The sequence below is a fragment of the Thioalkalivibrio sp. ALJ12 genome (genome assembly GCF_000378305.1).
Lineage (GTDB): Bacteria > Pseudomonadota > Gammaproteobacteria > Ectothiorhodospirales > Ectothiorhodospiraceae > Thioalkalivibrio.
Genome location: NZ_KB899539.1, coordinates 137076 through 157937, shown reverse-complemented (window position 1 = coordinate 157937; position 20862 = coordinate 137076). Strand labels below are relative to the sequence as shown.

Below are 20862 nucleotides of genomic sequence, written 5' to 3'. Positions count from 1 at the left end.
GTGCGGCGATTGAGGCGTTCGACCTAAAGCGTGTCCGCCGTCTCGCATTGAAGAAACCAACCCCCCGTTAAGGTAGAGTAGCAAGACTTTTTTACGATGATCCCGCTCGGCGCGGGTTGCCCCGGACGCCAATGTTTCGTCTCTTGCTCGCATCAAAGCCGCACCGCGTCCCGCCGTTCCTTGCCCGCTCTGGCCGGCCTGTGGCGCTTTCATGCGCCTGAACGTCGCCTGGCAGATCATCATCGGCACCGTCGCGATTCAGGTCGTGATGGTCGCGGCGCTGCTCTTTAGCGGGATCACCCAGGTCCAGCAGAACCAACAGGAGGTTCTGGAGCGCACAGCCGAACAACAAAGCCGGCTGCTGGGCTCCGCCCTGACGCCCGGCCTGGCCTACGCCGACCCCGCGATGCTCCAGGATCTCCTCGACCTGCTGGGGGACGACTCCAACGTCCTGTACGCGGTCGTACTCGACGCTAGCGAGCGCCCCATGGCCTCGGTCGGTGTCGCCCCGGACACCCTCCCGGCCGCCGAAGCGGGCGTGCGCAGTGAATCCGGCCAGGTCGAGATTGCCCGGCAGATCGAGCTTTCCGGTCAGTCCCTGGGGACCGTCGCCGTTGGCTACTCGACCGATGCCATCGACCAGCTCTCGACCAACCTGCTGGAACGCAATGTCTTGCTGGCCCTGGGCGTGCTGGGGCTCTCGATCCTCGCGGCCATTTTGTTCGCCCTGATGACGACCCGCCGCCTGCGTCTGCTCCTGCAAGGGGGCAGGGCCCTGGAGGCCGGGCAGCTTGACCATCGGGTACGCATCGATTCCCGCGACGAGTTCGGCGACCTGGCGCGGACCTTCAACGACATGGCGGCCCACCTGGGCACCACACAGTCCACACTGCTCCAGCAAAACCTGCAGTTGAATCGCTCCGTCGCCCGCCTGGAGTCCATGTTGGGCGGGGCCAATGCCATCCTTTGGGAGGCGAACCCCGAAAACCACGAATGGGAGTTCGTCGCCGGAGACACCCGCAAGCTACTGGGCTTCCCCTCGCGCAACCTGGGGCGGGGGGAACTGCGTGCCCGGCATATTCACCCGGACGATCTGCCCCGTGTACGCGATGCTGCGCGCGAGCCCGGCAACGAACCCAAGGTCGTCGACTACCGCTTCGCGCACCGCAACGGGCAGTGGATCTGGCTACGCGACATCCTTTCCTGGGCCGAGGGCACGGGCAGCCCTCGCAGCCTGCGCGGCCTGACCCTCGACGTCACCGCCCACCGACGGGCCACCGCGGCCCTGAAGGAGAGCGAGAACCGCTACCAGGATGTCGTCAACCACATTTCCGAGGTGATCTTCCGCACCGATGCCGAGGGCCGCTGGACGCTGCTCAATCCAGCCTGGGAGAGCCTGACAGGATTCCCGGTCGAAGAGACCCTCGGCAAACCGATGTGTGCCTTCGTGGATCCCGAGGACCAAGACGACGCACAGAACTTCTGTGACACCCTGCTAGAAGGGGGCACCCACGCGCAGTCCGAGGAAATCCGCCTGCGCACGCACGACGGCAGTCATCGCTGGGTCAGCATCTACGCCAGTGCGCGCTTTGATGAAGACGGCCAGATCATGGCGACCTTCGGCACCATGATGGACATCTCCGACCGCAAGGAAGCCGAAGAGGAAATCCGTCGCCTGGCCTTCTTCGATGGCCTGACCGGGCTGCCCAATCGCACGCTCCTGCACGACCGTCTGGGTCAGGCCCTCGCCAACACGGCGCGCTCGCGCCACCACGGCGCGGTCCTGTTCATCGATCTGGACAACTTCAAGGACATCAACGACACCCTGGGACACGCGGTTGGAGATGATCTGCTGCGCCAGGTCGCCCGCCGCATGGAGGACTCCGTGCGCGAGGCCGATACGCTCGCCCGCCTGGGCGGCGATGAGTTCGTGGTCATCCTCAACGACCTCCACCCGGATCCGGCCCGCGCTGCCACCGAGGCCGAGGCGGTAGGACGCAAGCTGATCAATCTATTGCGCGAGCCCTTCGAGCTGGCCGGCCAGAACCGCCACGTCACCCCCAGTATTGGTGCAACCCTGTTCAGCGGCCACAGCCTCGGCGTGGAAGAGGTGCTGAAGCAGGCTGACCTCGCCATGTATCGGGCCAAGAACGCCGGGCGCAATACCGTGCGTTTCTACGACCCCGGGCTGCATCGCGCGGTGGAGGCCCGCTTCGAACTCGAAAACGAGCTGCGCCACGCCCTGGACGAGGATCGATTTACCATCGTCTATCAACCCCAGGTCGAAGCCGACGGCCGAGTCATCGGCGCCGAGCTGCTGTTGCGCTGGCCGCATCCGCAGCGCGGCGCGATCTCCCCCGGCGAGTTCATCCCCATCGCCGAGCAGACCGGCCTGATCGTTCCCATCGGGCGGAAGGTGCTGCGCACCGCCTGCGCCCAGCTCGGTGCCTGGCAGCACATCGCCGCCTTCCGGGAACTGACCCTCTCGGTCAATATCAGCGCCCGGCAGTTCCGCAACAAGCACTTCGTCCAGCAGCTGCGCGAGATCCTCCAGGAGACCGGCGCCCCGGGCGACCGGCTGAAACTCGAGCTGACCGAGAGCATGCTGCTCGAGGAGATCGACACCGTCGTCGCCCACATCGACGAACTGCGCACACTGGGCGTGGAATTCGCCCTGGATGACTTCGGCACCGGCTACTCGTCCCTCGCCTACCTGAAACAGCTCCCACTGGCACAGCTGAAGATCGACCAGTCCTTCGTGCGCGATGTGCTGGACGACCCCAACGACGCCGCGATTGCGCAGATGGTCGTCAATCTGGCCCACACGCTGGACCTGGACGTGATTGCCGAAGGGGTCGAAACGGCCGAGCAGCGGGCCTTCCTGTTCGGACTGGGCTGCCGCCACTTCCAGGGCTTCCTGTACGGCTACCCGGGTGACTTGTCGGACCTGGAAAGGGCAGTACTCGGGACATCACCCGCGCAACAAAGCGCCGCGCAGTCACCCCGTTAACGGTTCTACTTAATCGAACGATAAAGCCATTAAAAGGCCATTTTTGTTCGGTTTAATGCGAATTAAGCTGGACCTCGATTAAACCCGGAGGTCCTTCCCATGAGCACCAAAGTCCTGATCCTGTACTACTCCACCTGGGGCCATATCGAGCAGATGGCCGAGGCGGTCGCCCGTGGCGCCCGCGAGATCCCTGGCACCGAGGTCACGATCAAGCGCGTCCCGGAACTAATGCCCGAGGATGTCGCAAAGCAGGCCGGGGCCAAGCTGGACCAGGCCGCCCCCATCGCCAGACCGGAAGAACTGGCGGACTATGACGCGGTCATCATCGGCACCCCGACCCGCTTTGGCCGCATGTCCGCGCAAATGGCCAATTTCCTCGATCAGACCGGTGCGCTGTGGTTTGGCGACAAACTGGTCGGCAAGATTGGCTCTGTATTCGGTTCCACCGCCTCGCAGCACGGGGGCCAGGAGACCACGCTGGTCTCGACCATCGTCAACCTGATGCACTACGGCATGACCATTGTCGGGCTGCCCTACACCGAGAAGCGGCTGCTGGATATGAGCGAAATCAGCGGCGGCACACCCTACGGTGCCACTACCCTGGCCGATGGCGACGGCTCGCGTCAGCCGAGCGAGAACGAACTTGCGATGGCCGCCTCCCAGGGCCGACATGTCGCCGAGGTCACACGCGCCCAGGTCCTGGGACGCCAGGCCAGCTAACCGGATCGGCCTGCCCAAAGGGGCGGCCTTCGCCGCCCCTTTGCGGTACCATGCGCGGCCGAATTCCCTCGGTCTGGCCTCCCATGTCGACAACCCGAACTCTGGTTCTCAGTGCCTCGCAGATTCTGCCGGTGATCCCGCGCGACACGGTGCTCGTCGATCACGCACTGGTGATTCGCGACGGCATCATCGAGACCCTGCTGCCGCGCGAAGAAGCCCTCGCGCAGTACCCCGATGCCGAACATCTGCACCGCGAGGGCCATGCCCTGACCCCCGGCCTGGTCAACGTACATACCCACTCCGGCATGAGTCTGCTGCGCGGTGTAGGCAGCGACCGCCCGCTGATGGACTGGCTCAAGCGCTACATCTGGCCGGCCGAAGGGCGCCTGTTGTCACCCGAGTTCGTACGCGCGGGCACGCGCCTCTCGGTCGCCGAGATGCTGCGCGGCGGCACTACCTGCTTCAGTGACATGTACCTGTTCGTCGACAATGCCGCGCGCGTGGTCGACGAATCCGGCATCCGTGCCGCACTGGGGCTGACCGTGTTCGACTTCCCCACGCCCTGGGCCCAGACCACGGACGAGTACTTCCAGCGGGGCGCCGAGGTCGTGGAGAACTGGCAGCACCACGACCGCATCCACTACACCGTGGCACCTCATGCGCCCTACACCGTCGGGGACGAGAGCCTGCAGCGCGTGGCGGAGCGTGCCCGCGAGCTGGCCGTCCCCATCCACATGCATGTGCACGAGACCGCCGGCGAGATCGCCGATGCCGAACGTGACCACGGGGAGCGGCCGCTGGCCCGGCTGGCACGCCTGGGACTCCTGGACCAGCCGTTCATCGCCGTGCATATGACCCAGGTCAGCGCACAGGACCGCGAGTTGTTGCAAGGGCGTCCGGTGTCGGTCGCACACTGCCCGGAATCCAATCTCAAGCTCGCCTCGGGCTTCTGTCCGGTCGCGGAACTGCTGGGCGCCGGCGTGACCGTGGGGCTGGGCACCGATGGTACCGCCTCCAACAACGATCTCGACATGATCGGGGAGATGCGCACGGCCGCGCTGCTGGCCAAGGGCGTCAGTGGCGACGCCTCGGCCCTGCCCGCCACCGCCGCGCTGGAGATGGCCACGCTGGGCAGCGCCCGTGCGCTGGGCCTGGCTGACCGCATCGGCAGCCTGGAACCGGGCAAGCAGGCCGACGTGGTCAGCATCGATCTTAGCGCCATCGAGCTGCAACCCATGCACGAGCCCGCCGCCCAGATCGTCTACGCCGCCACCCGCGAGGCGGTAACCGACGTCCATGTCGCAGGACGGCCATTGCTCAGGGACCGGGAACTGCTTACGCTGGACCTGGACGAGCTCCAGGCCGAGGCCCGCGAATGGGGCGCGCGCGTGCTGGAAATCCAGCGCGAACTGGCCGCGTAATCGAGATAACCATGACCCGCGAATCCCAAAGCAGCACTGGCGACAACGTCGATCACGCCGAACTGCACAAGTTCACGCATCGGGCACACGAGTGGTGGGACCCGAACGGTGCCTTTGCCACCCTCCACGCGATCAACCCCCTGCGTCTGGAATGGATCGACCAGCACGCCGATCTGGCCGGCAAGAAGGTGCTGGATGTCGGCTGTGGCGCGGGCATCCTGTCCGAGGCGATGGCGGTGCGCGGTGCACAGGTGACCGCACTGGATGCCGGGGCCGAACACCTGGAGGTCGCGCGCGAGCACGCACACGACTCCGGGCTGGAGATCCACTACCTGCACACCACCGCCGAGGCCCATGCCGAGCATCATGCGGGCGACTACGACGTGGTCACCTGCCTGGAGATGCTGGAACACGTGCCCGATCCCGAGGCGGTCATCGACGCCCTGGTCCAGCTGGTACGCCCGGGTGGCTGGCTGTTCCTCTCGACCATCAACCGCACCCCCCGCGCGTTCGCCGAGGCGATCGTCGGTGCCGAATACGTGCTGCGACTGCTGCCCACCGGCACGCACGAGTTCAGCCGCTTTATCCGCCCCTCGGAGCTGGGCGCGGTCCTGCGCAAGCACCGTTTCGAGGTCGTCGACATGACGGGGCTTACCTACTCGCCACTGTCCGGCCGCTATCGGCTGGCCCCGCGCACGGACGTCAACTACCTGATGGCCGCGCGCCGCCCGGACAGCGACAGCGAGACCCCATGAGCCGCGAAATCCGCGGGGTCCTGTTCGACCTGGACGGGACCCTGCTCGACACGGCCCCGGACATGCACGCCGCGCTCACCGTGCTGCTGGCCGAGAACGATCGCCCGCCGCTGCCCTTCAACGCCGTGCGCAATCACGTCTCGCACGGGTCCCAGGCCCTTGTGCAGCTGGGCTTTCCGGATGTCGAGGGTGCGCGCCGCGAGGCCCTCAAGCAGCGCTACCTCGAGATCTACGCCCGCGACCTGTGCATCGACACCAGCCTCTTCCCCGGGCTGGACCAGGTGCTGGACGCCTGCGAGCAGCGCGGCTGGCCGCTTGGTGTGGTGACCAACAAGCCCGCCTGGCTAACCGAACCGCTCCTGGAGGCCCTGGGCCTGACGCCCCGGCTGGCCGCGATCGTCAGCGGCGACACCCTCCCGCAACGCAAACCGGCCCCCGAGCCCATGTGGCTGGCCGCACGCCAGACGGGGCTCCCGCCCGAACAACATTGCTACTGGGGTGACGCCGAACGCGATATCGCGGCCGGTCGCGCCGCCGGCATGGCCACGCTGATCGCGCGCTGGGGCTACATCGACGCCACCCAGGACCCGGACCGCTGGGGCGCCGATGGCGCCCTCGATCAACCGGGCGACTTCTGGGACTGGCACCAGGCCAAGGCAGGCCCGCAATGGCTGGCGAGCTGACCGCACTCCCCCTCACCGCCTGGACCGCGCTCGGGGCGACCCTCCTGGTCGGCCTCGTGCTCGGCTATGCCCTGGCCGGACTGCGCCTGAATCGCCGCGTAGGCGATCTGCAGACGCGCAATGCCCGCCTGGAGGCCGAGCTCGAAGCCGCGGAACAGCGCCGCGAGGACCTGCGCCAGAGCTTCGAGACCGCGCGCCAGGAACTCGACCGCTCCTTCTCGGCACTCGCCAGCGAGGCGCTGGAGGCCAACTCCAACCAGTTCCTGCGCCTGGCCCAGTCAATCCTGTCGCAGAAGCTCAACGAGGGGCAGAACGAGATCGAGCGTTCGGAGAACAAGGTCGAGGCGATGCTCAAGCCCATCCGCGAGACGCTGGGCAAGACCGAGGCCGAGATCAACGCGATGGAACGCTCACGGGCTCAGGCCTTCGCCGCACTGAACGAACAGATCCAGCGCCTGAGCTCGGACAACGCCACGCTCCAGCGCGAGGCACACAACCTCGTGCAGGCCCTGTCCCGCCCCGGCGTGCGCGGGCGCTGGGGCGAGCTGACCCTCAAGCGGGCAGTGGAACTCGCCGGCCTCTCGGCGCACTGTGACTTCACCGAACAGCCAGCGCTGGACGGCGACGGCGGCCGCCAGCGCCCGGACCTGCTGGTGCACATGCCCGGCAACCGCGCCCTGGTCGTGGACGCCAAGACCCCCCTGGATGCCTATCTCGACGCCGTCGCCGCGGCTGACCCGGAACCGCGCGCAGCGGCCTTCAAGCGTCACGCCCAGCACCTGCGCTCGCGTGTTACCGAGCTCTCCAGCAAGCAATACTGGGCCAGCGTCGAGCAATCCCCGGAATTCGCCGTCCTGTTCCTGCCCGGCGACCCGTTCCTCGCCGCCGCGCTGGAGCACGAACCCGGTCTGCTGGAGTACGCGCTGGAGCGCCAGGTGCTGCTGGCCACCCCGAGCACGCTGATCGCCTTGCTGCGCACGGTCGAGTACGGCTGGCAACAGGCGCAGCTCACCGAACATGCGCTGGAGATTCGCGACCTCGGCGCGGAACTCTCCCACCGTCTGGGCACCATGACCGAGCACCTGGCGCGCCTCGGCAAGGCGCTGGACCAGAGCACCGACGCCTTCAACAAGACCGTGGGCAGCCTGGAGCGCCAGGTCATGCCGAGCGCCCGACGGTTCCAGGAGCTGGGTATCCGCGCGCGCAAGAACCCGGAGGCGCCGGATACCCTGAACAATCGCGCCCGCCAGCCCGTCGACGCGAACCTCCCGGACGACAACCCGGACGGCGACACCGCTCCGGACACGGGCTCGCGGGACTGAGCCGCATGGCGGGCCGCCCCGACATCCGCGCCGCGTACCGCCACTGCCAGCGCCGTGCGGCGGAGCACTACGAGAACTTTCCGGTCGCCTCCTGGCTGTTGCCCGCGCGCCTGCGCGGGCCGGTCGCCGCGATCTACTGCTTCGCTCGCGATGCCGACGACCTCGCCGATGAGGATCAGCGCACCGTCGACGAGCGGCGGGCCGACCTGATCGCAATGCAGGAACGCGTGCAGATCCTCGAAGACCCGGCCGCGGAATCCGAACCGGAATGGATCGCGCTGGCCGATGCACGGCAGCGCTTCAGCCTGCCCGCCGCCCCGTTCGTCGATCTGGTCGACGCCTTCATCCAGGATCTGGAACAGACGCGCTATACCACCTTTGGCGAGGTCATGGAGTACTGCCGGCGCTCCGCCAACCCGGTCGGGCGGCTGATGCTGTACCTCGACGGCAACCCGACCGAGGAGATGATCGGCTACTCCGACGCGGTCTGCTCGGCCCTGCAGCTGATCAACTTCTATCAGGACCTGCACCAGGACATCACCGAGAACAACCGGATCTACCTGCCGCAGAACGAGATGGCACAGTACGGCGTCAGCGAGGAGATGATCACGGGCGGCCAGACGACCTTTCAGTTACGCAACCTGATGCAGTTCCAGTACGCACGCGCCGATCGCCTGCTGCGCGCCGGGGCACCGCTCGGCGGCATGCTGCGCGGACGCATGGGCCTGGAGATCCGCGCCATCATCAACGGCGGCGCCCGCGTACTCTGGCGCCTGCGCCAGCAGGACGACGTCTTCGCCCGCCCGCGCCTGCGCGCCCGCGACGCCTGGATCATCCTCGCCCACAGCCTGCGCCCCCGCCGCCGCAGGCGTAACACTAGCTAGACGACCTTGGAGTAGCGGCGCTGCGCTTCGCGGTTCAGGTAGGCGTCGAAGGCCATGGCGATGTTGCGGAGCAGGAGCCGGCCGCGTGGCTGGACCTCCAGGCAGTCGCTGCCGATGGTGACGAGGCCGTCGGCCTCCATCTCGGCCAGACGGTCCAGGGCATCGCCAAAGGTCTCCCGGAAGTCGATGCCGAATGCGGCCTCGATGCCGCCGAAGTCGACCCTCGAGTGACACATCAACTCGCTGATCACGGCGCGCCGCAGGCGGTCATCCGCGCTCAGCTCCAGGCCGCGGAACACGGGCAGCCGGCCGGATGCCAGCCGTTCCTGATAGGCATCGACCTCGCGCAGATTCTGGCTGTAGCTGTCCCCGACCTTGCCAATGGCGGTCGGCCCCAGTGCCACGAGGTCGTACTCCGCGCGCGTCGAGTAGCCCTGGAAGTTTCGCTGCAGTGTGCCCGCGCGCTGGGCGATCGCGAGTTCGTCATCGGGCAGCGCAAAGTGATCCATGCCGATGTACACATACCCCGCGTCGGTCAGTCGCTGGATGGTCATCTCAAGGATCGCGAGCCGCTCCGTGGCCGGCGGGAGGTCGCCGTCGCGGATCTGGCGCTGCGTCTTGAACAGCTCCGGCAGGTGCGCGTAGTTGTACACGGCCAGCCGTTCCGGGCGCAGTTCCAGCACGCGGTCCAGTGTCGCGGAGAACGTGTCGACCGTCTGCAGGGGCAGCCCGTAGATCAGGTCCAGGTTGGTGGAGGTAAAGCCTTGCTCGCGCGCCTGGCGTACCGCCTGCTCGGTGACCTCGAACGGCTGGATGCGGTTGACGGCCTTCTGCACGGCCGGATCGACATCCTGCACCCCGACACTGATGCGGTTGAAGCCCAGCGACGCCAGGAGCGGCAGGGTGCCGGGGCGCACGGCACGCGGATCAATCTCGATCGAGAATTCCCGCTCCGGACCGGTCTCCAGCGTGAAATGCCGGCCCAGGGCCTTCATGACCCGGGTCAGGTCCTCGTCGGACAGATACGTCGGCGTCCCGCCCCCGAAGTGCAGCTGGCGTACCGGCCGATCGCGATCGAACAGCCCGCCCTGCAGGGCGATCTCCTGCTCCAGCGAGTCGAGATAGCTCGTCGCGCGCCGATAATTGCCGGTAATCACCTTGTTGCAGGCACAGTAGAAACACACCGTGTCGCAGAAGGGCACGTGGACGTAGAGCGACAACGGGCGCGCTTCACCTTCGGCATTCGTCGCCCGCGCCACCCGCGCATAGGCCTGCGCGTCAAACCCCTCATGGAACTGCGGAGCCGTTGGGTAGGACGTATAACGAGGTCCGCTCACGTCATAGCGGCGCAGCACCTCGGGATCGAATACCAGACGTTGTTCCATACGACTCTCCGCAACGGGAGGGCGGGCCCTTGCGCCACCCTGACACCCCCACCCTACGCGGCCTCCAGCCGGGTACGGTTGATGTATGTCAAACGTGGCTTCGATCACCGCCGCCATCCGCATCCCGGCCCCGCTGTGCTAGCCTTGCCGTCCCAAGACGGAACCCCGATCCCGAGCGCGTATGTCCCCCGACGAATATTGCGAGGAGAAGGCCGCGAAGAGCGGCTCCAGCTTCTACTACGCATTCCGGTTCCTGGAACCCGACCGGCGCCGTGCGATCACCGCGCTGTACGCGTTCTGCCGCGAGGTGGACGACATCGTCGACGAGGTCAGCGAGGAGAGCGTGGCGCGCACCAAGCTCCAGTGGTGGCGCGAGGAGATCGAGCGTCTGTTCGACCATCAGCCGCGCCACCCGATCACCCAGGCCCTGCAACCGCATCTGGCGCCGTTCGATCTCAGCCGCGAGTATTTCGACGAGATCATCGACGGCATGCAGATGGATCTCGACTACGACAGCTATCCCGACTTCACCACACTGTCGCTGTACTGCTACCGCGCGGCCAGCGTAGTCGGGATCCTGTCCGCCCATATCTTCGGCTTCTCGGACCGGCGCACGCTGAAATACGCGCATGACCTGGGGATGGCCCTGCAGCTGACCAACATCCTGCGCGACGTCCACGAAGACGCGATGCGCGGCCGGGTCTACATCCCGCTGGACGAGCTGAAAAAGCACGGCGTAAAGCCCGAGGAATTCCAGCTTAACGTTACAGACGACCGCCACCGCGCCCTGTTCGCCGAGCAGGCCGAACGGGCCCGCCGCTACTATCAGCGCGCGGAGGAGCACCTGCCCGCCGAGGACCGCTACGCCCAGCGCCCGGGCCTGATCATGGCCGCGATCTACCGCACCCTGCTCGACGAGATCCAGGACGACGGCTATCGCGTGCTGGAGCACCGCGTCCGCCTGACCCCGATCCGCAAGCTGTGGATCGCCTGGCGCACCGCGCGCCGCCTGAAGCGCGACTACCGCCGCGCGGGCTGACCGGCCCGCCCCATGGCTGCCGTTCCCGCATCGCATCCGGTCGTCGTGCTCGGCGCCGGCTGGGCCGGTCTGACCGCCGCGCTGACCCTGGCCCGGGCCGGCATCGCGGTCCACCTGATCGAGGCCGCCGCCACCGCGGGCGGGCGGGCCCGCAGCCTGAACCGCGATGGCGCCTTACTGGACAACGGCCAGCACGTGCTGGTCGGCGCCTGTCACGCCACCCTGGAACAACTGCGCTCGGTCGGCACCGAACCGGACCGCGCCTTTGCGGCGCTGCCGTTCGGCCTGCGCATGCATGCACCGGGCCGCCCTCATCCGGCCTTTGCCCTGGAGCCCCGGTCGCCACGCCTGCCCGCCCTCGCCAGGGGCCTGTGGCAAAGCCTCGCGGGCACCCCGCTGCACAGGCGCCTCCCGGCCCTTTTGGGGGCGGCCTCGATCCTGCATCGGCCGCTGGACGAGGACCTCGACGTACTCGAATGGCTGCAGGCGCGGCATCAGCCGGACACGCTGATCCGCCAGCTCTGGGAACCGCTGTGCCTCGCGATCATGAACACGCCGACCCGCAGCGCCTCGGCACAGATCTTCCAGAACGTGCTGCGTCTGGCCCTCAACCACGGGCCGGACGACGCCCGGCTGCTCATCCCGACCCGGCCACTGGGATCGCTGTACCCGGAACCGGCCCTGCGCGAACTGCGCGAACGCGGCGCCACGGTCGAGACCGGGCGGCGCATTGTGGCCATCGAATCCGGGGGCACGGAGGCCCGCTACCAGCTCCGCGACCGCAACCATCGCGTCACCCATGCCAACGCGGTGATCCTCGCCACCGCGCCCAGCGCGGCCGCTCGGCTCCTGCCCGAGGCCCCCGAGCTGCAACCCCACCATCGGGCCCTGGTGGCCATGGGCGAGCGCAGCATCTGCACGGTGTACCTGCGCTACCCCGGCCCGATCCTGGAACGCCCGCCGCTACAGGGGCTCATCGACCAGCACGGACAATGGCTCATTCCCCGCCGGGTGGCCGGCGAGCCGCACTGGCTGGCCGTCGTGATCTCCACCGCGGACGACCTGCCGGCGATGACGGCGGAGGAGCGCTGGCGTCGCGTCGCGGAAGAACTGGAACGGACCTTCCGCGAACTGGGAATCCCCCAGACCGGTCATGTCGTGTGCGAGAGACGCGCCACGATCGATGCCCGCGTCGATCTGGACGCACTGCGCCCGGTGGCCGGCACCCCCTGGCCCGGACTGTTCCTGGCCGGCGACTATGTGACCCCGGGCCTGCCCTCGACCCTCGAAGCCGCCGTGCGGTCTGGATTAGAATCAGCCCACAAGCTACTGGAGACGCTGCCTTGACCGATCTCGACATCCCCGCCCTGCTGGACTATCGCCCGGAACCGGGCGCCTTCAACGACCGCGTGGTCCTGGTGACCGGCGCGGCCGCGGGCATCGGACGTGCGATCGCGCAGGCCTGCGCGGCGGCAGGCGCGGTCGTCGTGCTGCTGGACAAGGACATCAAGGGGCTGGAGAAGACCTACGACCTGATCGAGCAGGAAGGCCACCCGCAGCCCGCCATCTATCCGCTCAATCTGGAGGGCGCCACGGTCAAGGACTACGGCGACCTCGCCGAGAACATCCGCGACTCCCTCGGGCGCCTGGACGGGCTGGTGCTGCACGCCGGCTGGGCCGGGACGCTGACGCCGATGAAGGGATACGACCCCGAGCTGTGGTTCAAGGTCATCAACAGCAACCTGCACGGCCCGTTCTTCCTCTCTCAGGCCGTGCTCCCGCTGCTGGAAGACAGCCCGCACGGCAGCCTGGTCGTCTCCACCCAGGACTGCCGCAAGGCCTTCTGGGGTGCGTTCGGCATGGCCAAGGCCGCGCAGGACGCGATGATCGACATCCTCGCGCGCGAACACCGCAACGAGAAGCACTTCATCCATGTGAACGGCATCGATACCGGCCCCGTGCGCTCGCGCTTCCGCGCCGGCCACTACCCGGCCGAGAACGCCGAGAAACTGCCACGCCCGGAAGACGTCGTCGGCCCGTACCTCTACCTGCTGGACACCACCGACCCGGAACACACCGGCCTGCACCTGTCGCTGGAAGGCCACGTACCCGAGCCGGCGCCCCGCCCGCACCGCCAGCCCCAGGAGGGCTAACCACCGCCCCTGACAACCCGGGGCGCCCCCCCTGTAGGAGGCCAGCCCTCTGGCCGATTGGATGCCGGACAGACCCCATCGGCCAGAGGGCTGGCCTCCTACAAGACATTGCTTCTCCCGGCGCCCCAACAACCGTGCAGCGGCTATCCGGGATGCCAGGGAGGCAGAGCAACACGATGACTAGGACCGCGGGTCATGGCGGCAGGATGGCAAGGGTGGACACCCCCAACGGCCAGAATAAGCGCATTTCCCCGGCCCGGCCCTCACCCCCTGTAGGAGGCCAGCCCCCTGGCCGATCGGGTGTCGGACATGCCCCATCGGCCAGAGGGCTGGCCTCCTACGCAATTCAGGTAGCGGAGGTGGAGCTCTACGGACGCTGCGGGCGGCGCTTGCCCGGGCGGGATTTGGCCCGGGGCGGGCCCTTCTTCGGCCCGGGTCCGGCCGGGCGGGCGGCGGTCTCCACGCCCTTGTGCTGGGTCTGGAAAGTCTGGCCGCGTTTATTCAGGGCCTTGCCGCCGCGGGTCACACGGCCGCCGGTGGCCGCCCTCGCACCACCGGTACCCTGGCCGGTGCCGGCAGGCTGCCAGGTGGGGATCAGGTGTTGCTTGCCATTGCCGATCAGGTCCGCGCGGCCCATGCGCTTGAGCGCATCGCGCAGCAGCGGCCAGTTGTTCGGATCGTGATAGCGCAGGAACGCCTTGTGCAGGCGCCGCGCCCGTGCGCCGCGCGCGACCGGCACCCGGTCCCCGGCCTTGCGTTTGATACCGCGCAGCGGGTCCCGCCCGGAGTGCCACATCGCGGTTGCGAGCGCCATCGGGCTGGGCAGGAAGGCCTGCACCTGGTCGGCGCGGAAGTTGTGCCGCTTGAGCCACAGCGCGAGGTTCAGCATGTCCTCGTCCGACGTACCCGGGTGCGCGGCGATGAAATACGGGATCAGGTACTGCTCCTTGCCCGCCTGCTTCGAGTATTTCTCGAACATCGCCTTGAAGCGGTCGTAGGCGCCCATGCCCGGCTTCATCATGCGAGAAAGCGGCCCGGATTCCGTATGTTCCGGCGCAATCTTCAGGTAACCTCCCACATGATGGGTAACCAGTTCCTTCACGTACTCCGGTGATTCCACGGCCAGGTCGTAGCGCAGGCCCGAGGCAATCAGGATCTTCTTGATCCCGGGCAGCGCGCGTGCCTTGCGGTAGAGGTTCACCAGCGGCGTGTGGTCGGTATCGAGGTTCTTGCAGATCCCGGGATAGACACAGGACAGCCGGCGGCAGCTGCGCTCGATCTCCGGGTCCTTGCAGGCCAGACGGTACATGTTCGCGGTCGGCCCGCCGAGATCGGAGACCACGCCAGTAAAGCCGTCGACCTTGTCGCGGATCTCCTCGATCTCCTTGAGCACGCTCTCCTCGGAGCGGCTCTGGATGATGCGGCCCTCGTGCTCGGTGATCGAGCAGAACGTACAGCCGCCAAAGCAGCCGCGCATGATGTTCACCGAGAAGCGGATCATCTCCCAGGCCGGGATACGCGCATCGCCATAGGAGGGATGCGGCGCACGCGCATACGGCAGGTCGAACACCGCATCCATCTCCGCGGTGGTCAGCGGGATCGGCGGCGGGTTCAGCCAGACCTCCTTGTCGCCATGGCGCTGGACGATCGCGCGGGCATTGCCCGGGTTGGTCTCCAGATGCAGCACGCGGGAGGCATGGGCGTACAGCACGGAATCGCCCTTGACCTGTTCAAAGGCCGGGATGCGGATGACCGTCTGGTCTCGCGGGGTCCCGCGCGGGATGTCGCGGTGGAAGCGAACGACCTGAGCGCCACCCTCCTCGGCGGCACCTTTCGATTCCTGCTTCGTGTCGGCCTCGGCACAGGTCGACGGCGAGACCATCGCGTACGGGTCGGGGTTGGCATCCACCGGCCCCGGGGTATCCACTTCGCTGGAGTCCAGCACCACATAACCGCCCGGCACCGCATCGCGCAGGAACGCCGTACCCCGCAGGTCGGTGATCTCCCGCGGGTGCTCGCCAGCCGCCACGCGATGGGCCAGCTCGACCAGGGCGCGCTCGGCATTGCCGAACAGCAGGATGTCGGCACGCGCATCCAGCAGCACCGAGCGGCGCACCTTGTCCTGCCAGTAATCGTAGTGGGCGATGCGACGAAGGCTCGCCTCGATGCCGCCGGCGACCACCGGCACGTCCTTGTACGCCTCGCGGGCGCGCTGGGCGTAGACAATCACGGCACGGTCCGGCCGGTGGCCGTGTACATCCCCGGGGGTATAGGCGTCGTTGGAGCGGATCTTCCGGTCAGCCGTGTAGTGGTTGACCATCGAGTCCATATTGCCGGCAGTGACGCCGAAGAACAGATTGGGGCGGCCCAGCGCGCGAAACGGCTCGGCGGAGGTCCAGTCCGGCTGCGCGATGATGCCGACGCGAAAGCCCTGTGCCTCCAGCAGCCGCCCGATGATCGCCATGCCGAAGCTCGGGTGGTCAACATAAGCGTCCCCCGTGACCAGCACGATGTCGCAGCTGTCCCAGCCGAGGTCGTCCATCTCCTCGCGGGTGGTCGGCAGAAACGGGGCCGTACCGAAGCGCTTGGCCCAGTAGGGCTTGTGCGCAAACAGCGAAGGCGGGAAATCAGGGACAGCGGACATGGGCTCGGGCTCCCGGCGCGGGGCCGGTGGATTCAAACCCGCGCATTACACGCCGGAAACGCCGCCAAATCAAACGGCCCCGGCGCTTGCGGGGCCGAAATCTCATCGAGTACGGCCAGCCTCAGTAAAGCTTTACAAACAGATCAATCGCCGGCTGCATCGCACCGCGCCAGCGCTCTTCCAGATCCGGCTCCCAGCGCGGATCGATCTCGGCAGCCGTGCGCACCATGCAGTCCAGCCAGATCGGGTACAGATCCGGCTCCACGGGTACACGCCCTTCGCGGGAATGGACCTGGCCCATGCGCTCCATGGTGGAAGCCACGAAGCTCTCGCCCTCGGCATAGCTGATTGCCGTCGAGATGGCCTGCCCGAGTGCACGTTTTTGCTGCGAGAGATCCGTCGAGCCAAACGCGGCCTTCACCCGTGGGTCGGCCTGGAGGAAGTGTTCGTAGAAACGCGTAACGAAGTCGCCCGCCCGGCGGCATCGCCCGTAGCTCTGGTGCACGTCGGAGAAATTCATGACTATCCCTGCGCCGTAAGAAGACGCAAGGATAGAGCCTCTCGGAGACCGAGCGATTGAGCCAGATCAAGCTTCCCTGGCAGCCGTCGCGTCCACCCAGTGCAACTGGGCAAACAGATCCACCGTCGGCGCCGTCGCCGCGCGCCAGCGCGAGGCCAGTTCGTCTTGCCACTCGGGGTCGGTATCCCGTGCGGCCTCGATCAGGGCCTCGACCCAACAATCGTTCAGCGCGGGCGCAACCGGCACACGGCCATGTGCGCCGTGCACCATGGCCATGGTGTGCACCGGAGCCCGACCATCGCTGCGACGCTCGGCAAAATCCAGCGCCGCCAGCACCGACTCGTTAAGGATATGCTCCTGGTGCGTGGGTTCGCTGTCGCCAAATACTTCGGGGATCCGCGGGTCCGCCGCCATCAACAACAGCCGGAAATGGCGCAGGAAGGCATCGGTTCGCATGCAGCGATCATGGCTCGCGCGAACATCGGGGAAGAACATACGGAACTCCGTTCCAAAACCCGCGATGCTACGCAGCCTGCCGATGCCCCGCGATAACGCATGCTAACGCGGCCCATCGTGCCAGCCGGGGTGCTCCCTGTCAGGACTTCGGATACACCCCCGCATACTGAATGCCGGCCAGTTCCGCCAGCTCGCGGTCGAACGTCGTCAGGTCGTTCGGGCCGAAGTCCTCCAGACGGTTGTGGCCGCAAGCCCGCGCCAGTACGCACATCAGCTCGCTCGAGGCCTGCAGGAAGCGGCCCAGCCGCTCCCCGCCCTCCTGGGGATCCAGCCGCGCACGCAGCTTCGGGTCCTGTGTCGCCACACCGGACGGGCAGCGATTCGTGTGGCAGATCCGCGCACCCACGCAGCCCACCGCCTGGATCGCGGCATTCGCCAACGCAATGCCGTCCGCCCCCAGCGCCAGGGCCTTCACGAAATCCGCAGGTGTACGCAGCCCGCCCGTCACCAGCAGCGTGACCCGGCCACTGGCGCCATTGGCGTCCAGGAATCGCCGCGCGCGACCCAGGGCGGGGATCGTGGGCACACTGATGTGGTCGCGCAGCAGCGCAGGCGAGGCCCCGGTCCCGCCACCGCGACCGTCCAGGATCACGTAGTCCGCCCCCGCCTCCAGGGCGAAGGCCAGATCCGCCTCGATGTGGTTGGCCGAGAGCTTGAAGCCGACGGGGATGCCCCCGGTCTTCTCCCGCACCTCGTCGGCAAAACGCCGGTAATCCGCTGGCGTCTCGAACCCGTCCAGGCTGGGTGGCGAGATGGCGTCCTGCCCCGCGTCGATCCCGCGCACCCGGGCGATCTCGTCACTCACCTTCGCCCCGGGCAGCACACCACCCACCCCGGTCTTGGCCGCCTGGCCGGCCTTGAAATGAAAGGCCTGTACCTTCTCCAGCACCTCGTCGGAATAGCCAAACCGCGCCGGCCCCAGCTCGAACAGATAGCGCGAGTTCTCCGCCTGTTCGGCATCCAGCATCCCGCCCTCGCCGGAACAGATTCCCGTCCCGGCCTGCTCGGCCCCGCGTGCCAGCGCAATCTTCGCCTCGCGCGAAAGCGCGCCAAAGCTCATGTCCGATACCAGCATCGGGATATCCAGCTGCAGCGGGCGTTTCGCCTCGGGCCCGATCACCAGCCCCGTCTCGACCGGAGCGCCATCCGGCAACGGCCGACTCGCCAGTTGCGCCGCCAGCAGCTGCAGGTCGTCCCAGATCGGGAGCCGGCTGCGCGGCACGCCCATGGCGACTGTCGGCCCGTAGTGGCCCACTTCGTCCAGCCCCGAACGGGCCATGCGATGGATCAGTTCGACATGAGGCTCTGTCTCCGTGTTACGCGGGTCCGGTGCACCGTCACTATCATCCTCGCTGGAACCCTTGTCCGCCTCCGGCTCCGTGCCGATATCGTCTTCGTCGAACTGCTGGTGCGTCCCATCGCAGTACGGCAGATCACCCGACTGCTTGCACTGGCAGAGAAACGCCTCGCCGTCTTCCTCGGGAGTAAAGGCGATGGGCTCCAGCCCCGTACCCTCGTGCGAGCCGTCGCAAAATGGCTGGTCCTTGGATCGCCCGCAGCGGCAGAAGTAGTACTCCTCCCCCTTCTTGAGCTCGACACCCTTGGGCTCCACTGCCGCGATCTTCGCTCCAGCCATCATCCGCTCCTTGCTGTTTGGGCACACAGGTCGTGTACTGTCCCTGTGACAACAAAGCCACCGCAAATTTCCCGTGCCGTTCGCGATAGCAGCCTTTATTATGGACACAAAGGCCTCCGGGAGACCCGATGAGCACCACCGACCACCGCCACACGCGCCGCGACTACACCCAGGGCGAGCTCCACCGCCGCGACCTGCTCGACAACCCCCTGACCCTGCTGGACCGCTGGCTGGTCGACGCGCGCGAAGCCGGAAACCCGGACCCCACCGCGATGATCCTCGCCACGGCCGACGCCGACGGCCAGCCCTCCGCGCGCACGATTCTGCTCAAGCACGTGGAGGGCGAAGACCTCTGCTGGTACACCGACTCCCGCAGCCGCAAGGGTCAGGACCTCACCGAGAATCCGCGCGCCGCACTCCTGTTCTACTGGCCCGAGACCGAGCGCCAGATCCGCGTCGAAGGCAGCGTAACCGCCCTGCCCGGCGAGGCCGCGGACGAATACTTCGCCCAGCGGCCGCGCGCCAGCCAGCTGGCTGCAGCGGCCTCCATCCAGAGCCAGCCCATCGGCACGCGCGCCGAGCTCGAGGCCCGTGTCCAGACGCTGGAAACGCAGTACCCCGAAGGCGCGATCCCCCGCGATCCCGCCTGGATCGGCTACCGCCTGCAGCCCGAGCTGTTCGAGTTCTGGCAGGGGCGCGCCGGCCGCCTGCACGACCGCTTCCAGTACCACCGCGCGGACAACGGCTGGCACATCACTCGCCTGATGCCCTGACGCGCTACCGCTACAGCCTCCGAATCTGCTAGGATTCGCTCCGCCGTCGCGGCTCGACCCCGCACGGTGCAACAATTCGGAGAGGTGCCGGAGTGGTCGAACGGGGCGGTCTCGAAAACCGTTGTACTCTCGCGAGTACCGAGGGTTCGAATCCCTCCCTCTCCGCCAGATTCAAGCAAGGGGGCCCAAGTGGCCCCTTTCGCATGTCTGTCCCCTAAGGTGTCGAGATTCGAACCCGAGGGATAGAAAATGATGGTTCGACGGGTGACGCGAAGCGGCACCCGAACGTCGCCTCAGGCGACGGCCCGCAGGGCGAGGCACATCGTGCCGAGTAATCCCTCCCTCTCCGCCAGATTCAGCATGGGGGCCTGCGTGGCCCCTTTTGCATTTCTAGCCCCAGCGTTCCGGGATTCGAACCCGAGGAATCCGAAACGATGGTTCGACCGATGGCGCATCGCGACATCGGAACGCCGCAGCGCAGCGGAGGCGGCCCGTAGGGCGGCGACAACGTCGCCGTAATCCCTCCCTCTCCGCCAGATTCAAGCAAAGGGGCCCAGTGGCCCCTTTCGAATGTCTGGCCCCAGCCTTCTGGAATTCGAAACCGAAGCCTGTGGGAAGTATCTTGAGGGGGACTTGTGGGAGCGGGCTTGCCCGCGAAGCCCCTGCGCACAAAAAAGGCGACCCCGGAATCCGTGGGTCGCCTTTTTTGCGTCATTTTCTGGTGGGCGGTACTAGGTTCGAACTAGTGACCCCTGCCGTGTGAAGGCAGTGCTCTACCGCTGAGCTAACCGCCCAGAACGGCGGCAAGATTACGTCCAGCGGGGTTCCGCGTCAAGGGAGAACAGTTACCAAGAGAGTAAACCCGCCGCAGCACCGTAGGATGCGATGAGCATAGCGAATCGCATCGGGGTTTCGCTCGGCGCAGGGGATGGTGCGTTTCGCGGTGCTCAACCGCACCCTACGAGTGTCGCACTCGATCCCGCGGCGGGCTGGCGCGTACAAGCTTGAAACACCTGGGAAATGGCGGAGGGGGTGGGATTTGAACCCACGAGGGACGTGAATCCCTGCCGGTTTTCAAGACCGGTGCATTCAACCGCTCTGCCACCCCTCCGGTGGCCGGCATTCTCCGGGATACGGGGCAAGCTGGCAATGATGGCGCCCGGGTACGCGCACGGCGCCCTGCGGGCGCCCGGGGGTGGGATTGATTCGGGCTCGCGCCCTCACCCTTCGGGCGTCGCCGCTCGCGGCGACGTCCTGCGGCGGCTGCGCCGCCTTGTTGAACCCACGAGGGACGTGAATCCCTGCCGGTTTTCAAGACCGGTGCATTCAACCGCTCTGCCACCCCTCCGGTGGCCGGCATTCTCCGGGATGTGGGGCGGGCTGGCAATGGCGGGCGGGAAG

Annotated in this window: 16 protein-coding genes, 3 tRNA genes and 1 other RNA gene; 13 read left to right on the top strand and 7 right to left on the bottom strand. The window is 67.2% G+C overall.

From position 1 onward, the window contains the following. Positions 1 to 211 precede the first annotated feature (211 nt). The 7 genes from F467_RS0108110 to hpnC all read left to right on the top strand — a co-directional run bounded on the left by F467_RS0108110 (position 212) and on the right by hpnC (position 8795). Complete coding sequence (locus F467_RS0108110) at positions 212 to 3010, top strand: EAL domain-containing protein (RefSeq protein WP_018139608.1); 2799 nt, start codon at positions 212 to 214, stop codon at positions 3008 to 3010. Positions 3011 to 3109: 99 nt separating this feature from the next. Continuing rightward, entirely contained in the window at positions 3110 to 3730 is a 621-nt protein-coding gene (gene wrbA / locus F467_RS0108105) for an NAD(P)H:quinone oxidoreductase (protein WP_018139607.1), read from the top strand. Positions 3731 to 3813: 83 nt separating this feature from the next. Continuing rightward, entirely contained in the window at positions 3814 to 5151 is a 1338-nt protein-coding gene (locus F467_RS0108100; protein ID WP_018139606.1) for a TRZ/ATZ family hydrolase, read from the top strand. A gap of 11 nt (positions 5152 to 5162) precedes the next feature. Beyond that, on the top strand, positions 5163 to 5906 hold the full coding sequence (gene ubiG / locus F467_RS0108095) for a bifunctional 2-polyprenyl-6-hydroxyphenol methylase/3-demethylubiquinol 3-O-methyltransferase UbiG (RefSeq protein ID WP_018139605.1): 744 nt from the start codon (positions 5163 to 5165) through the stop codon (positions 5904 to 5906). Continuing rightward, positions 5903 to 6589 (top strand): phosphoglycolate phosphatase, encoded by a 687-nt coding sequence (gene gph / locus F467_RS0108090; protein WP_018139604.1) that lies wholly within the window; start codon positions 5903 to 5905, stop codon positions 6587 to 6589. Before ubiG ends, gph begins: the two co-directional genes overlap by 4 nt. Further along, positions 6574 to 7911: a DNA recombination protein RmuC gene (gene rmuC, locus F467_RS0108085; RefSeq protein ID WP_018139603.1), complete on the top strand. Its 1338-nt coding sequence runs from the start codon at positions 6574 to 6576 to the stop codon at positions 7909 to 7911. The genes gph and rmuC overlap by 16 nt, the downstream gene beginning before the upstream one ends. A gap of 5 nt (positions 7912 to 7916) precedes the next feature. After that, positions 7917 to 8795 carry a squalene synthase HpnC gene (gene hpnC / locus F467_RS0108080; protein ID WP_018139602.1) on the top strand — a complete coding sequence of 293 codons (879 nt, stop codon included), beginning with the start codon at positions 7917 to 7919 and terminating at the stop codon, positions 8793 to 8795. Here hpnC and hemN read toward each other — a convergent pair. After that, positions 8792 to 10180, bottom strand: coding sequence for an oxygen-independent coproporphyrinogen III oxidase (gene hemN / locus F467_RS0108075; RefSeq protein ID WP_018139601.1), 1389 nt, complete (start codon positions 10178 to 10180; stop codon positions 8792 to 8794). The genes hpnC and hemN overlap by 4 nt on opposite strands. A gap of 181 nt (positions 10181 to 10361) precedes the next feature. Between hemN and hpnD the strand changes: the two genes are divergently transcribed. Genes hpnD through F467_RS0108060 form a run of 3 tightly spaced genes read left to right on the top strand, consistent with a single transcriptional unit; the run spans position 10362 to position 13372 of the window. After that, on the top strand, positions 10362 to 11219 hold the full coding sequence (hpnD, locus tag F467_RS0108070) for a presqualene diphosphate synthase HpnD (RefSeq protein WP_018139600.1): 858 nt from the start codon (positions 10362 to 10364) through the stop codon (positions 11217 to 11219). 12 nt (positions 11220 to 11231) lie between these two features. Beyond that, positions 11232 to 12566: a hydroxysqualene dehydroxylase HpnE gene (hpnE, locus tag F467_RS0108065; RefSeq protein WP_018139599.1), complete on the top strand. Its 1335-nt coding sequence runs from the start codon at positions 11232 to 11234 to the stop codon at positions 12564 to 12566. Next, positions 12563 to 13372, top strand: a complete 810-nt coding sequence (locus tag F467_RS0108060) for an SDR family NAD(P)-dependent oxidoreductase (RefSeq protein ID WP_018139598.1) — start codon at positions 12563 to 12565, stop codon at positions 13370 to 13372. Before hpnE ends, F467_RS0108060 begins: the two co-directional genes overlap by 4 nt. Positions 13373 to 13739: 367 nt before the next feature. Here the strand turns inward: F467_RS0108060 and F467_RS0108055 are convergent, their stop codons facing one another. The 4 genes from F467_RS0108055 to F467_RS0108040 all read right to left on the bottom strand — a co-directional run bounded on the left by F467_RS0108055 (position 13740) and on the right by F467_RS0108040 (position 18688). Next, complete coding sequence (locus F467_RS0108055) at positions 13740 to 16016, bottom strand: YgiQ family radical SAM protein (RefSeq protein WP_018139597.1); 2277 nt, start codon at positions 16014 to 16016, stop codon at positions 13740 to 13742. Positions 16017 to 16137: 121 nt separating this feature from the next. Beyond that, positions 16138 to 16536, bottom strand: coding sequence for a globin (locus F467_RS0108050; RefSeq protein ID WP_018139596.1), 399 nt, complete (start codon positions 16534 to 16536; stop codon positions 16138 to 16140). A 66-nt stretch (positions 16537 to 16602) separates the two neighbouring features. Then, complete coding sequence (locus F467_RS0108045) at positions 16603 to 17031, bottom strand: hypothetical protein (protein WP_018139595.1); 429 nt, start codon at positions 17029 to 17031, stop codon at positions 16603 to 16605. Positions 17032 to 17131: 100 nt separating this feature from the next. Then, positions 17132 to 18688 carry a glutamate synthase-related protein gene (locus F467_RS0108040; RefSeq protein ID WP_018139594.1) on the bottom strand — a complete coding sequence of 519 codons (1557 nt, stop codon included), beginning with the start codon at positions 18686 to 18688 and terminating at the stop codon, positions 17132 to 17134. 128 nt (positions 18689 to 18816) lie between these two features. Here F467_RS0108040 and pdxH point away from each other — a divergent pair, with 128 nt between their 5' ends. From pdxH to F467_RS13500, 3 genes are all read left to right on the top strand, one after another. Then, positions 18817 to 19461 (top strand): pyridoxamine 5'-phosphate oxidase, encoded by a 645-nt coding sequence (gene pdxH, locus F467_RS0108035; RefSeq protein WP_018139593.1) that lies wholly within the window; start codon positions 18817 to 18819, stop codon positions 19459 to 19461. A gap of 78 nt (positions 19462 to 19539) precedes the next feature. Continuing rightward, positions 19540 to 19629 (top strand) — tRNA-Ser (locus tag F467_RS0108030). A gap of 53 nt (positions 19630 to 19682) precedes the next feature. Continuing rightward, positions 19683 to 19813, top strand: a non-coding RNA gene (locus F467_RS13500) — RtT sRNA. A 367-nt stretch (positions 19814 to 20180) separates the two neighbouring features. Here the strand turns inward: F467_RS13500 and F467_RS0108025 are convergent. Together F467_RS0108025 and F467_RS0108020 are read right to left on the bottom strand one after the other, a co-directional pair. Further along, positions 20181 to 20255: transfer RNA gene (locus tag F467_RS0108025), tRNA-Val, on the bottom strand. A gap of 227 nt (positions 20256 to 20482) precedes the next feature. Beyond that, positions 20483 to 20572 (bottom strand) — tRNA-Ser (locus tag F467_RS0108020). Positions 20573 to 20862: the final 290 nt, after the last annotated feature.